This window comes from Bacillus sp. FSL K6-3200 (assembly GCF_038630485.1).
GTDB lineage: Bacteria > Bacillota > Bacilli > Bacillales > Bacillaceae > Bacillus > Bacillus safensis.
Window position 1 is genome coordinate 538,136 of sequence record NZ_CP152032.1, and the last position, 15,858, is coordinate 553,993.

Genomic DNA, 15,858 nt, shown 5'->3' on the forward strand with positions numbered 1-15,858 from the left:
CGTCCCCTATCCCAGAGGGTGCATAGATAAGATCCATAATAAAACAGGTAAAGTCACGATGCTTAAAACGGTACTGAGAAATGTCGTGCTTGAGACAAACTCAGGTTTCGTTCGAAATTGTACAGCCATCAGCGTGGTATTTGCTGCTGTTGGCATGGCTGCAACTAAAATCATAATTTGTTTCACTAGATCATCTACCGGTAAAATGAGTGTAAAACCAAATGCGATGAGTGGTGAGATAAAAAGCTTCAGCAATACAGCATAAGAAATATTGCGATAATCCACTTGCTTAAAAGAAATGACGGCAAGCTGCATGCCTAAAATAAGCATAATCGTTGGTATGGCAGCATCCCCAACTAGCTGAACACCCGTCATCACCTCTTTAGGTAATGAAAGATCAATCAGCTGAAATAATAGACCGAGGAGTGCCCCATATGCAACCGGCATACGCAGCACTTTTTTCAGCACAACCTTTCCATCTCCTGCATCCTCTCCGCCCTTTGCTGCATAATACATACCGATTGTACTCATAACAAGCTGCTGCAGCACCATTAACACAATCGCAATATCAAGCCCAGCAGCTCCGAAGACAAGCAGAACAACAGGCGTGCCGTAATTCCCATTGTTCATAAAGGCTGACGACAAAATCATGGCACAATACATTTCATTCGAATAACCATAAATTCGAGATAAAATAAAGACACATAAAACAAGTGAAAGACATAGTCCGACGACAAAAATAGATAGGTACACATAGTCCATCGACACTTTGTTTTGATAAAAGGTTTCAAACGCAAGAAATGGTGACATTAAATATAAAGACATTGATGAGAGCGTATGTATGTCAAAACCAATGGCCTTCTGCCCAATATATCCGATAAGAAAGATGCCGAACACTGGCAGTAAGACAAGTAAAAACTCCATGCTGCACCTACTTTTCTCTAGATGAATTCCTATTTTTTGCTTCCTCATTATCATACCACTGTTAAACAATAAAAAAGAAGCACCCTTATGAAAGGGCGCTTCTCTCCTCATCCATATAGAACACTTCCCACAAATGACCGTCAAGATCCTGAAAGCTCCAGCCATACATAAACCCATGATCCTGCTTTTCCTTAAACGGTGAACCGCCTGCTGCCATCGCCTGCTCCACCAGCTCATCGACCTCTTTTCGTGAATCAACCCGCATAGAGACAATGACCTCTGATCCCTGCCTTGCATCCACCAATTGTTTCTCTGAGATGGTTTGAAAATGCTTATGGGATAACAGCATGACCGTAATGGTGTCACCAATGACCAAACAAGCTGCCTGATCATTCGTAAGCTGCTCTTGAAACTCAAAACCCAGCTGCTCAAAAAAAGCCCTTGATTCCTTGACATGCTTTACCGGCAAATTGATATACAGATGTTTAGCTTGTCGCCCCATATTCCTCTCCTTTTTGAACACATGATCTCCTTTCAGTATATTCGGATTTTGCTCCGGCATCCCTTTATCACATAAATAAGTGCTCCGTCTTATTTAGGCAATAAATGATAATGAATCTTGAACCGGTAGCAGCGCTCATGCTGCTACTATGTCTCTTAAAAAATGTCAACAAAAAGAAGCGCCTTGTGACAGGCGCTTCCTTTCATTATTTCTTATATTCAATATGGTACACGTCTCTTCTACGGTCTTTGAGCTGACGTACCGTTCCATCTTGCCGCTGTCTTCTTAAAATTTCTAAATCGACATCGCCAACGACAACCATCTCTATATTCGGATTACACTCTCCTACAATCCCATCTCTTGCAAATTCAAAGTCAGATGGTGCAAAAATGGCTGATTGTGCATATTGGACATCCATATTTTCGGTTTGCGGAAGGTTTCCGACAGTTCCCGAGATCACGGTATAAATCTGGTTTTCAACCGCTCTAGCCTGTGCACAGTAACGCACTCTTAAATAGCCTTGACGGTCTTCTGTACAGAACGGAGTAAAAATAATTTTTGCTCCTTTATCAGCTGCAATTCGAGCAAGCTCAGGAAATTCAATATCGTAGCAAATTTGGATTGCAATTTTTCCGCAGTCCGTATCAAATACTCGAACTTGATCACCTGCTGAGATCCCCCACCATTTTCTTTCATTCGGTGTGATATGAAGTTTATATTGCTTTTCAATCGTTCCATCACGTCTAAATAAATAAGCGATATTGTAGATTTTCCCTTCCTCTTCAACGAAATGGGATCCGCCAATGATGTTAATGTTGTACTTCACAGAAAGGTCTGTGAACAAATTAATGTAGTCCTCGGTATATTCCGTGATCCGCTGCACTGCAAGACTTGGGGAGCGCTCCTCTAAGTAAGACATGAGCTGCGTTGTAAAAATTTCTGGGAATACAGCAAAGTCAGCTGACGCATCTGATGCGACATCAACATAATACTCCACCTGATTCATAAATTCCTCGAAGGAATGAATTTGTTTCATCGCATATTGAATGACGCAAATGCGAACTGGGAACGCCGATTTATAATATCTTTTCGATTGCGGGCGATAATCAACATTGTTCCATTCCATTAACGTCGCATATGTGCTGGATGCCTTATCATCCGGCAAGTAATTCGGATTGATCCGCATGAGGCTGAATTCATTTAACAGCTGAAAAGATAAAACAGGATCATAAATTTGGTGAAGCATGACCTGCTCCACATATTGACGAGGCGTCATTTCCTCTTGGTATTTATGATAATTCGGGATGCGTCCGCCAATGATGATGCTTTTTAAATTTAATCTTCTCGCTAAGTCTTTTCTTGCTTCATATAAACGATGGCCAATTTTCATGCGGCGGTACTCAGGACTAACCATAACCTCAATTCCGTACATATTCATCCCATCTGGATTATGGTTTGTGATGTACCCATCATCTGTAATGTCCTGCCAAGTATGACGGTCATCGTATTCATCAAAGTTAATTAATAAACTTGAACAAGAGCCAATGATCTCTCCCTCAAATTCAGCACAAAACTGTCCTTCTGGGAAATGCTCAAGATGGCTTTCAAGGTGCTCTCGTTTCCATGGGTCCATGCCCGGAAAGCATACCTCCTGCAAGGCAATAATTCGGTCAATATCTTCTTCCCGGATATTACGGATGACCATTCTTTTTTCAAACCGCGTTAAATCGAGTTTTTCTGCCATGATGTTTTTGCCCCCTTACTGATCCTCTTTTTCAAGCTGATGGAATAGCTGGAGCAATTCAATTTCAGCCATGGATTCTAATCTGACATCATATTCTTCAAATTGCAGCGTGCTCGTCACTTTGTTTGGGACGATCACGCATTTCATGCCTGCCCGTTTGGCAGCAACTGACCCATTCACTGAATCCTCAAATGCCACACAATCCTTTGGCTCTACACCTAAGCAGCTTGCGGTTTGCAAATAAAGTTCTGGATGAGGTTTGACTTCTTCCACATCATCTGACGTGCGGATACATTCAAAGTAATCGAAAAGACCAATCTGCTTCAGGTGATCAGACACCCATTTATAGTCTGAGCTGGAAGCAAGTCCAATCTTGATCCCAAGCTCCTTCGCTGCCTGTAAATAAGCTTCTACGCCAGGTCTTGCTGATTCGTCCTTCATTCTCTTTTGAAAACGAGAACGCCGGTCCGCTGTGAGTGCCTCATGATCAAGCGTCTTTCCCAGCTGCTTTTCCAAGTATTCAAATGGCTTAAAGCCTGCCTGCGTCCCGATGACGTTGCCCCATACGGAAAGAGGCAGCTCCGACTCATGCTCCGCAAACATTTCTTGCAAGACTTCATATTCATGTGTTTCTGTATCTAAAATTAATCCATCAAAATCAAATATAATCGCCTTTACCAACGAGGCCACTCCTTTTTTTACGAAAGTCTTTATTATGATACTCAATGCTATCATATCGTGAATAAAATTGACTTTCAAAGATGAATGTCTGCTAAAATAAATATGTATAAAAGGAGCCTGTATCATTTTGTCAGGCTCCTACCCGTGTTCGGTTTATTCTGCAAGAGATCCAAGCGCTCCGATTCGTGGAGAAATAGGCAATGTTGAAAAAGAGCGGGTTTGGTATTACAGATCTTAAAGGTTTCTCCGTTCCCTTAAAAATAGTATGTGCGGCAGCCTTGTAAGTTAACAAGGAAGTTCACACCAACTTTTACGCATTTTGAAGGCGGCGGCTGGAAAAATCGTCTAAATCAAACGGAAAAGAAAAGCCGCATGCATTGACCTGCTCACGGTTTCGCTCGAATAGTTCACGATCACGCTTTGTAATATGGCGTTTAGGTTTGACAATAATGGTATGTAATAGCTGAAGTCCCGATAAAATACGAAAAGCATCGTCCATCGTTCCGTTATAAACTCCTTCAACAAAGGTAAGCGGTTGTTCTTTTTGACGCGCGGCGGACTGTTCTCCACCAGTATGGGATAGAAGCTCTTCTACATCCTTTGATATTTCTCCAATCGCCTGCTCCTGCAGGTCTGTAGCAGCTTTCATTAATCTCACGTGACATCTACCTCTCTGTCGTTATTTCTCCATTCAGAATAGCACAGAAAAAAAGGCGTTCGCCAAGGTAAGTGTTTCCTATATATACCCAAAGAGAGGAACGGATTTCATGAACATTAAAGGACACACGCTCTCGCTAAAAGCAGGTGAGCAGCATCATGACATTTCACTGAGTCAGTTTTTAAAAACAGCCGTGTCGGCCTCAAAACCGATTATTCATTTTTGGATGGAGCACCAAAAAATACGTTTAAATCAAAAGCCTGCCCATCACGCGGCAAAAGTCAGTACAGGCGATCACATTTTGATCGATTTATTTGAAACGGAAGAGAGTGATGTGACGCCAGAATATGGTGAATTAGAGGTGCTCTTTGAGGACGAGCACTTATTGATTGTGCAAAAGCCCGCTGGACGACCAACGCACCCGAATGAAAAGGGACAAACGGGCACACTGGCTAACCTTGTGGCCTTCCATTTTCAAGCAAATGGCGAAGAGAAACGGGTGAGACATATTCACAGGCTTGATCAAGATACAAGCGGCACTGTCATTTTTGCTAAACATAGGTTAGCTCATACTGTGCTTGATCAAATGCTTTCTAAAAAAACGATCCGTAGAACATACATCGCCATCGCAGAAGGACTTTTCAAGAAAAAGAAAGGTACTATCGATGCAGCGATCGGCCGTGACAAGCATCATGCTGTCAGACGAAGAATCTCTCCTACTGGTCAAAGTGCTGTGACTCATTTTCAGGTTATGGACACCAATAAACGTCTGCAAATGACAGCTGTTAAGCTGCAATTAGAGACCGGAAGAACACATCAAATTCGTGTCCATCTTAGCAGTCTCGGACATCCATTAGCCGGGGATACACTTTATGACGGAGCTCGCACTCATATCAACAGATGTGCTCTGCACGCCAAACAAGTAGACATGACACATCCTTTTACAGGTGAGCACTTGAGCATAGAAGCACCGCTTCCACCAGATATGGCTCAGCTCATGGACGAGATCATTCATTAAAAAAGAGCCTGCTATTGATAAGCAGGCTCTTTTTTCTTTAAACAGACGCTCTTTTTGCATAAATAATGTACCGCTCTGGTGCATTGCCGACGAAATGAAATGGATAGCATGTCGTTAACACGAGCTCTTCCTTTTCATTCTGCAAAGTAATAATGGAAGTATCATGCTGATCCACGATTTTCGTATGCGTAATTTCATAAACAAACTCACCATACGGCACAGTGATTTTCAACTGATCCCCAATATCCAGCTCACCTGTTCGGCGAAATACCGTATCACGATGGCCAGATAGGACGATTTGTCCCTTCTGATCAGGGTAATAACTGCCTTTGTAATGCCCGACTCCTTTGGCAAGATCATCTGCATCTGTCCCTTCGACAATGGGCAGATCCGCTTTTAATTTCGGAATCGTCAGGATGCCAGAAGCTTTCCCTATTTCAGGAGAAAACTTCTTCTTTGACATCCCTTGATCGTCCGCTACTGCCTTCTTCGCGTCTTCTAATGATTGTGCCGTTTGAAGGTGCGTAGAGGCGATTTGCCAAATTCCCCAGCCGAGCAAGATTATTCCTGCTGTCATCACAGTAAGTGCAAGCCATTTTTTCATGCTTAAACTCCTTTGCCTGTTACATTTCTCTTAGATGATTCACTCTCTTTAGCTTGCTGCTTTTTCTTCTTGTTTTGCTTTTTGAATTCGTCCCTCTTTTTGATACACAATGGAAGCTCCTTCAAAGCTCTTCACAAAAGCGACAGTGGCTTCTAAATCCTCTGGACCTGTTTCGGGATTTTTCCCCAGCCGGCCTATCGGCGCATATTTACTGCCAGTGGCAGTTGCCATAAAGTTATTCACGGTGAGTGTATATGTTTGATCGAGCGCAACGGATGAACCATCAGGCAGCTTTAAGTCGACTACTTTATATGTTACCGGATCATAGGAATATGAAAAGCCCGAAATGCTATAATCTGGTCCAAACTGAGGTGAAATTTGCGCTTCTATAATCTCAGCCAAGTCTTTCCCCTTAATCTCAAGTTTCACTAAAACGTTGCCGAAAGGCTGAATATTAAACAGATCTCCCCACGTAATCGGCCCTTTTTCAAGGTTTTGCCTGATCCCGCCGCCATTCATCATGGCAAAATCACTTTTCATAAAATATCTCATACCATCGGCAATCAAATTACCGAGCGGCGTGTCTCCATCATTTGAATAGCCGCCTTCCATTTTGACACCAGCTTCTCCAACTACCTCACTAATAATCGGCTCAACTTCTTTCCCGTAATGAGCTAAGATGCCGGCTGCTTCCTTGTCCTTTTCAATACCAGATTGGTCTACATACTGGATATTTGCACTCTTTTTGACAATATCCTTCGTTTTGCGGTCAAGTGTTACATTGACTTCGCCAATGGCCTTCCCGTATTCAAAGGCTTGAACAATTAATTTCCCATTGACCTCTCCGTTTACCACTTCGTGATTATGCCCTGCAAAGATGACATCAATTTCATCATCGCCTTCTTTGGCAAGCTTTGCACTCTCCCCAGTGATGGTATCTCCATTTTGGGAGGCTGTCATATGAGCTAAAACTGCAATGGCTTTGATCCCTTTTTGTTTTAATTCCTTCGCAGCATCATTCACGGCTTTGACTTCATCTGTAAATTGAATGTCTTTAATCCCTTCTGGCATCACCATTCCGGCGGCTGACTTTGTCACAACACCGATAAATGCTACAGGGATTCCTTCAACATCCATGATTTCATAAGCAGGTAAAAGTGGTTTGCCTGTCTCCTTGTATTCACAGTTTGCACAAACGAGCGGAAAATTCTGTCCATCATATCCCTTTGTGCCTTTAGGATGATCTCCACCATTTATGATACGTAATAGCTCGTCCACCCCTTCATCAAATTCATGGTTGCCAACCGTGCCAACATCAAAGCCAATGTTCTCCATGAGTTCAACTGTTGGTTCATCTTGAAGAAGAGAAGATATTGGAGAGCTGCCGCCAATCATATCTCCAGCATGGACTGTGATCGTATTTTTGTGTGCTGCTTGTTTTTGTTTCATATAAGCCGCCACATAATCCATCCGTCCGTACGTTCCTTTATTACCATCACCTTTCAGGTCCAGTTCATATTGTTGATCAACTTTCCCGTGTAAATCATTCATGCTTAAAATGGTTAATGGGACTTCCCCAGCTTCTTCTGCCGGCTGATAGCCAGCCTGTTCTGCTTCTTCTTTTGAAGCAAAAAAGATGCGTTTATCTACAGCGATTTCTTTCCAGCTGTCAGGCGATACATAGGTTTTCGCCGATGAATCACCGACATAGCGTGTCAGTCCTTTTTTCTGTTCACGTGCTCTAAATTCAAACGGCTGTTCCAGCAGCGGATCCGCTTCATTCCAAATGCCCAGCCCTTTTTCTTTCGCCTCTTTGACAGCTTTTTGGAACGTCTGATAGTCCTTTTCATCTCCAACTGGCCAGATGAAATACGTAGGGGCATATCCTTTTTTCACAAGCTCTAAATTCGTATTAACCCCTTTTTTGGTTTTCACTTGAGCTAAAAGACGTCCGTAGCCGTCCTTCGCTTCAGGACCGATCTTTAATGTGACTTTATCTCCGCTTGAAAGAAGCGTATTTAAATAGTCCGCCGCCTTCTGTCCAAAACGCAGCTGGTTTTGATCTAATTCATTTTTTGGCTTATGGTACGTTTCCGGCGTATCCATATTCACAAAGCGCACCTTTGTTGTACCAAGCACAGGCTTCTTTAGATGAATCGTATCTCCATCTACCACCCGGTCAACCGTTGCCGCATATTCTTTCTTGATTTTTGGCGGCTTTGGCTGGCGTTTCAGCAGGCTGACATCACCCTTGTGTCTTGGAAGCACCTGCAGCGTATCATATCTGCTTAACACTCCTGTAAACTCATACCATTTCCCTGTCTTTACTTCATCAATGGCACTTGTATCCACCATCACTCTAAGGATGGTGCTGTGATATTTTTTATCAATGATCACCACATTGTATCCACCACCAGCCGGCTGCTCTGGTTTTGATTCAACATAGCCTTTGACCTTCACAAGTTTTCCTTCATGTTTACGTGCCTGATCCGTTTCTAGTTGTTTCAGTGAGACTCGCTTCGGCTTTGGTAAGGTTTGATTCACACCATCGATTTTCAGGCGGTCTCGATCTGGCACAATTTCAATCAGTCCTTTATAAGACGTGATCTTACCCGATACTGTCACCTTCATGCCCGCTTTTAGTTCTGGGAAATTGCTTTGCTGTGCTGAATAAATATTGATTCCAGCTGATTGATCTTGAATGTATGTTGAGAGTTTCCCATTGCCTATAGCAGATTGATCTGCTGTCACAATTCCGCTCACCGTCACCGTCTCTCCGATCAGCTGGCGGGCTTTCTTGATTTTGATTGGCTTCTTTTGGTTCCATACCGTTTCCTTCTTTTCAGACGCGCTGGCTTGTTCTGCTGTGATCATGCCAGGCAGTAAGGATTGCAGACTAAAGATCACCAAAACCAAACAGCAGATCATTCGAATGGATCGAACACGTTTCATTAGACCTCTCCCCTTCTGAGCTTCATCTCTCATAGTGTACTAAGTAAATATTGATGGTAGATGGATTTCTTGTAAATCTTATGTCTGTTAGCTCATTGGAAACGTAATAATCACTCGTGTCCCCTCAAAGCTTTTGCTTTCAAAACGAATGCTGCCGCCATGGCTTTCAATGATTTTAATGGTCATCATTAAACCAAGGCCAGTCCCTTTTTCTTTCGTTGTATAAAAAGGTTCACCCAGTTTCCCTATTTCGTCTTCTGGTATGCCCTTTCCTTGGTCTTCAAAAATCAGCATCATTTGATTATGTTCCAATACGGATGTGACCTGAATGACACCTGTCACACCATCCATCGCTTCAATACCGTTTTTAAGAATGTTTAAGAAAACTTGTTTCAGCTCATTCGGTATACCTTGAATGTTTGGCAGCGACGGAGACAAATTCTTCTGAATAGACACGCCTTTTAAGACCGCCTGTGATTCAACGACCATGATCACTTCTTCGAGCAGAAGATTGACATGTACCGGCTCAAATTTCACCGATTTGCTTCTAGAAAGCACAAGGAATTCATTAATAATGGCCTCGAGCCGATTAAATTCAGACATCATGACATCTGCATAATCCTTCTGATATTTCTTACTTTGAATCATCAGCTGTAAAAATCCCTTTAACGATGTCAGCGGGTTTCGTATCTCATGGGCGATACCGGCTGCAAGCTGACCCACTGCGGACAGCATCTCTGACTTCATCAGCATCTTCTCTGACTGCTTTTGATTCGTAATATCCTCTGAAATCCGCATCACAGTTGACTGCATTTTGTCAGGATCATCAATTCGGTGTAAAGAGACTCTCTCCCATCGTTCACGGCCTGATAAATCCTGAAAGTACAGCTCACCTGTCCAGCTGCCTTCTTTTAAACAAACGTCCCATTGCTTTTCTAAATCATCACATTGACACAGCGCATGATAGACAGAAAAGATATCTTTGCCGATCAGGTCATATTCATGCTGCTGTACAAACTGGCAAAAGCGCTGATTCACGCATTGGATGACCCCTTCCTCAGTTGCAACAACAATATGGATATGGCTGTTATCCAGTGCTGTTATCGCTAGATGGAGTGCCTGTTTGATTTTTGTCATTTCCGTCATTTTAATCCACGTCATCACCGCTCCCTCATGATCTTGATCAAAGTTAGGTGTGATGTGAACAGTGAATTGTTCGCCTTCATTCGTTTCAATTTCTCGTTCGATGACGCGCCTGTCCGAGATAACGGATTGTATGTCATGATAGAGCGTTTCCTGCGTGAGCTTCTTGGCCAGCGACTGAAAGGATTGCTGGTGCCTTATTTGAGCTGAAGTAAATAAAGAGGCAGCTGTAGGAGTGTAGTAGCGAATATTCATGTCCCGGTCCACAAACAACGTCGCAAGCTCTGGTTTAACAGAAGGTCTGTACAGTTCTTCCCTTGTCACCCTTAAGTTGTTTATGATATTAATGAAATGCTCGTGTTTTTTCTCAAGCTGCACTATTTGCGTGTTTTTCGCTTTTAATTGAGCCCTTGCCTCCTGCTCCTTTTGTTTGACTTCATTGAGTTCATTTTCTAAATCGACAATACGCTGCTGATAGACTGAATTCTGATCTGGCATCCCTTTTTCCCTGCCGTTCTTTTGATTTTTTCCTCTCTCATTCAGTCGAATGAGAATGACGTATACTCCTTTAAAACGGCGATCAAAACTCTTTACAGTAAAATCCGCATACTGCTTTCTGCCTTTTTCCGAAATGAGAACATGCTGAAACACAACCTCCGTCTCGTCTGTCCACACCTTTTGAAAGGTTTGACTCAACATCTCTTTCAAATAATCAGGCGTTACATATTCACATGATTGATCTGACACTTCTTTGTGGTCTAAGAAAGAATAGGCCCCATTTGACATCGCCAGGATTTTGTTACCATCATTGATGACCATACATGCATCATAATCCTCGCTCACTTCTTGCATATATTGTGCGGCTCGCTTTTGTAATTTGGCATCTCGAGCGTCATGTACACTAGATGTAGAAATGTTTGAATGGGTGTAAATGTTCCACTTTTCATTGAACAGTTGAAACAATCGAGGGATATTGGGGACAGTTTCATCGGGCCCTAATATTAACATCCCTTGATCTTTTAAAGCATATTGGAATCGGGATAATACTCGTTTTTGTACTTCTGGCTCAAAGTACATCAGAACATTTCGGCAACTGATAAAATCGAGGTGGATAAAAGGTGAATCAATCAATAAATTGTGAGGAGCAAAAACAATATGTTTTCTAAGCGACTGCTTCACAATAAAAGCGTCACCTTTTGTTTCGAAATATCGCGCCCGCCATTTTTCCGGTATGCTTGCCATTGACTCTCTCGAGTAAAGACCTTTACTAGCTATTTGAATGGCTTTTCGGTTGATATCTGTCGCAAAGACTTGAAGTTCAATGGACACATTTCTTCGCTTCATTTCTTCTAAAAATAAAATCGTAAAAGAATAGGCTTCTTCCCCTGTGGAACATCCCGCAATCCAAATTCGGCAGCGAGATTTCCCGTTGCTCATCAAATGGTCAATGATTGATGGTATGATCTTCTGTTCACATATACGAAAAGCTTCCATATCTCTAAAAAAAGTAGTCGTGCCGCTTAAAAGCTGGACGTGCAGGCGATCAAGCTCATCTGGTTCTCTTTCTAATAAACGATCGTACTCTGCTAATAATGACATCGGCTGATTTGCAGCGCGCATCCGTTTTTGAATGACAGAAAGCAGCCTTTTCTTTTCATAGGTTGAAAAGGCAATTCCTTTATACATTTCAAGACGTTCAATGATTCTTAGTAAAGCTGGGTCTGTCTCATCAGCATGCGGGACATTAATGATATTGGCCATATATGCCGCAAGGGTAGATGGATCTTTGAATGTGTGATGATACATGCTGTCAAAACCACTCTCTACCTCACTGCACGATAAGGCTGTACCACCTTGCTCAACCAACTGAAGCAATCCACTCCCCACACAATGACCTTTTTGAAAAAAGATCGCAAATGCCTCTTCCTTTTGAACACTGGCAAGTGACTTAAAAAGCGAGTCGACAGAGCATGCCTTGTTTGTTGGCAGCTGCTCTGATACATGCAGCCGATGATCTTCTGTTAACGTCACAGCCGCATGCTGCGGACAAAAATAGATGGTCTTCTTCATGACTTTCTCACCATGTTTAATCGTTTTTGCCCGGTAGCCAATCGGTAAAACAAGTGCTTCCAAATCTGTTATACAATCGCCTGTCACATGATTTTGCACAACAATAAAAGAGGCATTTAATTCATGTGGAAACGATTGAAAAAAAGCCTCAAGATGATGCTGTTCAAACGGCGAAACACCGATGCCAATCACTGGTGCCTGCACATGTTCGTCTTCTATCAAACGATTAATGATTTTGTCCTGCATCTGGTACCCCCATGTTCATTCGTCTGATACTTTTTTTCGACAAAAAGGAAGAAAACCCTCTAATTGTAAATAATGTTTTTTGCATGAAAACGTGAAAACATCCTCACATTAAAACAGATTGTATAAACAGAAGGAGGAATCTCAATGCAAAACGATCAGCAACCAATGTTTCAAGGAAGCGCTCAGCAGCCTGAGCTCAACCATGGCGGGCATGAATTATTCGATTTACATGAAATTTTAGCCGGCACGATTAATATTTTGGATCAATATATGATCTTGCGGCAATTCATTCAAGATCCTGCATTATCCGACATCCTGGATCGACAATATCAATTCGTTTTATCCCAGTACAATGTCACTGTAGATTGTTTTTCTACCGGCCAAAAGCCTAGTGAAGAAACTGCTACTTATATGATGAAAGAACACACACAAGTGACATACGGAATCAAACCTTCTCAGCCGAAGAAGCCGAATCAGTCATTACAGGATGTAAAAGACTTAGGGATCACAGGACATATGCTCAGCCTAGTCAAATCACATGCTGGGTTACTTTCCATGTCCGCATTAGAAGTAACAAATCCTGTTGTCAGACGTGTGCTTGCTGCGCAGATTCCGAACTTTATCGAAATGGCATATGAAATTTTCTTGTATCAAAACAAGCATGGCTACTATCAAGTTCCTCAGCTTTCCAAACAAGATATGACAGCCATGACATCAGCTTTTGCACCACTTCAGGGGCAAGTTCAAATGCCTTCTAGCAAAGCCGATCAACAAAAGCCTCTTCATTAAAAAAACGGCTGACCCCCTTCTTTGGTCAGCCGTTTTTTCTTTGGTACATCACTTTAAACTGTTCTTCAAAATCTTTGAGTCTCTCCCCCGTCGCCTGTTCAAAGCCGCGAGCAAACTGGCCCGTTTTCGCAGTCTCCTCCATAATCTCATGTATGACGTCTCGTCCGTAAAGCTGCACCAATTCATAGATCATATAATAGCTTTGTAAATAGACATCAGTTTCATACGTTACCCGAGAGTTCTGCCAGTCTTGATCAGAATGAAGAGATTGAAAAGGAATCACGTCGAAGCGTTCAGACGTAGCATTCAACACGTCATAGGCCGTCCATTCTGCTGTTCCTTCGTGGAACCAAAGCGGAAAAATTCCTGGAGACACTTCATATGAATGGACCTTTTCATAGAAAACAAAATGAGCATACTCATGAATAAAAAGCGAATTGAAAAAGTATAAAGGCAGTGTCTCTTTCTTCAATAATGCTTCTCGTTTATCTGGATATAGCCCAATCATTTGATCATGATCAGAGTAAAATCCGGTTATATGCTTAATTCCAGCCATTTGTTCGATCGTCTCTTTATCATCAAAATAAATAACATCTAAAGGTCTGTCAGCTTCAAACTGAAACACTGACGCTGTTCTCTTCTCTGCCTGTTTCATGGCCTCTATGGTCAGATCAACAAAAGCATCCTCTTCCTCTGAATAGTAGATTCGAATATGTTCATAGACTTGCTTATTGAGTCCCTCCGTGATAACCGTTTTAGGAGAAGACTGCTCCAAATATTGTCCTGTCAGCTGAAACGCAACATAAATCAAGTACGCGGTGAAAGCATAAAAAATCAGACCTGCTGCAATCATTCCGCCTACAAGTTTTTTATGGATCAATGACGGCTTGGCTTTCATTTGCTCCCCACCTGAATTCATCTTGCACCCTCTTTCTCTTTCTATGAAGAAACAAAGATCAACAAGAGGTGATATATTTTTTACTTTATGCAGTCAGGTGCGCGAGGTGCGGTTCCAAACAAAAAAGCCGCATATGACATACGGCTTTTGTCGTAGCTATTTTGATTCAGGGAAGACACGTCTAACCGTTTCAGTAAATTCATCGAAAAATCCTGAAATCGGCTCTCCGCTTTTAATACGTTTTCCGTAACCTTGCATACGATCGACAAAGTCTGGATTAGCAGATACATACACATTGTCGATTTGTTGATCCGTTGATTTGACTTTGTCTGAAATTTTCTTTTTCAGATCGTCCGTCACATCACCGCTTTTATTGCCTTCAAGTACAACGGCAACAAATGCATTTTTTCCTGTGACAAGCACGTTCGCTGTCTTCACTTCAGACATATTGGCTACAAGCTCTGACGCCTTATCTGCAACTTTGACCTTCTGAGGTGTTTGAACATCTGGCTGATCCTGTCTCATGTTGTCATTCTTATATGTGACATTTTCATACTGCCGTTTCATTGTTCCTCTACGCTCATCGCCTTGGTTGTTCATTCCACACCCAGCGGTGATTAATGTTGGCACGAGCAGTAAAGATAGCATCCATTTCTTATTCATCAATTATTCCCTCCTTTTGCTCATAGGTTTTTCATCCAGCCGGCTTTTTATGCACCCATCCTCTGTTTCCGCAAAATGAATTCATAATTCAGCTGTGTTTGGTCATCCTAAACTTGATGAAAGATCATCACGATCAAATGGAGGGATTCGTTTGTTTAGAAAAAGAAAAGGTATGAGCACTGGCGCAATGATCGCAGTATCAACAGCTATCATTGCATTATTCTCCCCGGTTTTACGAAGAAGGCTGAAAAGCATGACACAAATGAATATGTCTTCAATGATGAAAGGCGCAAGCCATCAGCACCAAGACTCATCTCGCCATGAGTCACACTCACACAAAGAATCAAAAAGTACAGGTGAAGTTGGACAAATGATCAAGCAAGCATTCACAGCTGTCCAGCCAAATCAATCGAACAAGCACCAAGCACCATCAAGAACCCATCAGCCAAGAGAGTCTTATGCGCAATCTCTTCACATTGATGAAAGTGTGATGAATGTGATGGATGATGAATCGATCCAGCAAGTCATCAATGACATCGAGCACAAATAATCAAAACAGGAGCCTTCATAAAAAGAGGCTCCTGTTTATTCTCCAGAAAAATGTTCTTTGACCATGAGACAAAAGGAAGGTAAAAATGTCATTTCAATTGTTGTGATGAAGTCGTCATGATGCTCTAATATCAGCAAAAGTTCCTTTTCTTCCTTCCGATCTTTTTTTATTTCTACATGCTGCACTGTTTTAAAATCATATATTCCCAAAACAGATTCGGTCTTTTTTCGAACGACCTTTAAGGTAAATTCCTTCATAGCAAGCGACATATTCACAACAAATCGCTCCTCCTGATTCTCGAACCGAAACGTCAAATCTTGATATTCAATCGGCATTTCTTTTTCAAATCCGGCATCTGGCATTTTTTCAAAAAAAGAAAGCCAGTCCGTTCGATCTGGAAAGCGTTTTCCCCGCAT

The 15,858-nt window shown here is 42.1% G+C and carries 14 protein-coding genes; 3 read left to right on the forward strand and 11 right to left on the reverse strand.

Annotated elements, in window-relative coordinates; genetic code table 11:
• Positions 1 to 6: 6 nt before the first annotated feature.
• The 5 genes from MHI60_RS02795 to MHI60_RS02815 all read right to left on the reverse strand — a co-directional run bounded on the left by MHI60_RS02795 (position 7) and on the right by MHI60_RS02815 (position 4,509).
• The gene (locus tag MHI60_RS02795) at positions 7 to 924 is read right to left on the reverse strand and encodes an AEC family transporter (protein WP_095408072.1); all 918 of its coding nucleotides are present in this window, start codon (positions 922 to 924) and stop codon (positions 7 to 9) included.
• Positions 925 to 1,009: 85 nt separating this feature from the next.
• Positions 1,010 to 1,426 carry a VOC family protein gene (locus MHI60_RS02800; RefSeq protein WP_111291895.1) on the reverse strand — a complete coding sequence of 139 codons (417 nt, stop codon included), beginning with the start codon at positions 1,424 to 1,426 and terminating at the stop codon, positions 1,010 to 1,012.
• A 205-nt stretch (positions 1,427 to 1,631) separates the two neighbouring features.
• Positions 1,632 to 3,170: a bifunctional GNAT family N-acetyltransferase/carbon-nitrogen hydrolase family protein gene (locus MHI60_RS02805; RefSeq protein WP_012009394.1), complete on the reverse strand. Its 1,539-nt coding sequence runs from the start codon at positions 3,168 to 3,170 to the stop codon at positions 1,632 to 1,634.
• Positions 3,171 to 3,185: 15 nt separating this feature from the next.
• Entirely contained in the window at positions 3,186 to 3,851 is a 666-nt protein-coding gene (locus MHI60_RS02810) for an HAD family hydrolase (protein WP_041089572.1), read from the reverse strand.
• A 310-nt stretch (positions 3,852 to 4,161) separates the two neighbouring features.
• On the reverse strand, positions 4,162 to 4,509 hold the full coding sequence (locus MHI60_RS02815; protein ID WP_095408070.1) for a DUF5365 family protein: 348 nt from the start codon (positions 4,507 to 4,509) through the stop codon (positions 4,162 to 4,164).
• A gap of 109 nt (positions 4,510 to 4,618) precedes the next feature.
• Between MHI60_RS02815 and MHI60_RS02820 the strand changes: the two genes are divergently transcribed.
• Positions 4,619 to 5,527 (forward strand): RluA family pseudouridine synthase, encoded by a 909-nt coding sequence (locus tag MHI60_RS02820; RefSeq protein WP_095408069.1) that lies wholly within the window; start codon positions 4,619 to 4,621, stop codon positions 5,525 to 5,527.
• 37 nt (positions 5,528 to 5,564) lie between these two features.
• Here MHI60_RS02820 and MHI60_RS02825 read toward each other — a convergent pair whose 3' ends face one another.
• The 3 genes from MHI60_RS02825 to MHI60_RS02835 all read right to left on the reverse strand — a co-directional run bounded on the left by MHI60_RS02825 (position 5,565) and on the right by MHI60_RS02835 (position 12,542).
• Positions 5,565 to 6,131 carry a class D sortase gene (locus MHI60_RS02825; protein ID WP_095408068.1) on the reverse strand — a complete coding sequence of 189 codons (567 nt, stop codon included), beginning with the start codon at positions 6,129 to 6,131 and terminating at the stop codon, positions 5,565 to 5,567.
• 48 nt (positions 6,132 to 6,179) lie between these two features.
• Complete coding sequence (locus MHI60_RS02830; protein ID WP_144485636.1) at positions 6,180 to 9,083, reverse strand: 5'-nucleotidase C-terminal domain-containing protein; 2,904 nt, start codon at positions 9,081 to 9,083, stop codon at positions 6,180 to 6,182.
• Between the two features lie 87 nt (positions 9,084 to 9,170).
• Positions 9,171 to 12,542, reverse strand: coding sequence for a CheR family methyltransferase (locus MHI60_RS02835; RefSeq protein WP_144485638.1), 3,372 nt, complete (start codon positions 12,540 to 12,542; stop codon positions 9,171 to 9,173).
• A 144-nt stretch (positions 12,543 to 12,686) separates the two neighbouring features.
• Between MHI60_RS02835 and MHI60_RS02840 the strand changes: the two genes are divergently transcribed.
• Entirely contained in the window at positions 12,687 to 13,331 is a 645-nt protein-coding gene (locus tag MHI60_RS02840; protein ID WP_048240201.1) for a spore coat protein, read from the forward strand.
• Between the two features lie 25 nt (positions 13,332 to 13,356).
• Here the strand turns inward: MHI60_RS02840 and MHI60_RS02845 are convergent, their stop codons facing one another.
• Positions 13,357 to 14,229, reverse strand: a complete 873-nt coding sequence (locus MHI60_RS02845; RefSeq protein ID WP_111291928.1) for a hypothetical protein — start codon at positions 14,227 to 14,229, stop codon at positions 13,357 to 13,359.
• Positions 14,230 to 14,385: 156 nt separating this feature from the next.
• On the reverse strand, positions 14,386 to 14,892 hold the full coding sequence (locus MHI60_RS02850) for a YhcN/YlaJ family sporulation lipoprotein (protein WP_034282294.1): 507 nt from the start codon (positions 14,890 to 14,892) through the stop codon (positions 14,386 to 14,388).
• A 151-nt stretch (positions 14,893 to 15,043) separates the two neighbouring features.
• On the opposite strand from MHI60_RS02850, the gene MHI60_RS02855 reads away from it, so the two are divergent.
• Positions 15,044 to 15,442, forward strand: coding sequence for a spore coat protein (locus tag MHI60_RS02855; RefSeq protein ID WP_111291903.1), 399 nt, complete (start codon positions 15,044 to 15,046; stop codon positions 15,440 to 15,442).
• Between the two features lie 35 nt (positions 15,443 to 15,477).
• Here MHI60_RS02855 and MHI60_RS02860 read toward each other — a convergent pair whose 3' ends face one another.
• Positions 15,478 to 15,858: a hypothetical protein gene (locus MHI60_RS02860; RefSeq protein ID WP_095408062.1), complete on the reverse strand. Its 381-nt coding sequence runs from the start codon at positions 15,856 to 15,858 to the stop codon at positions 15,478 to 15,480.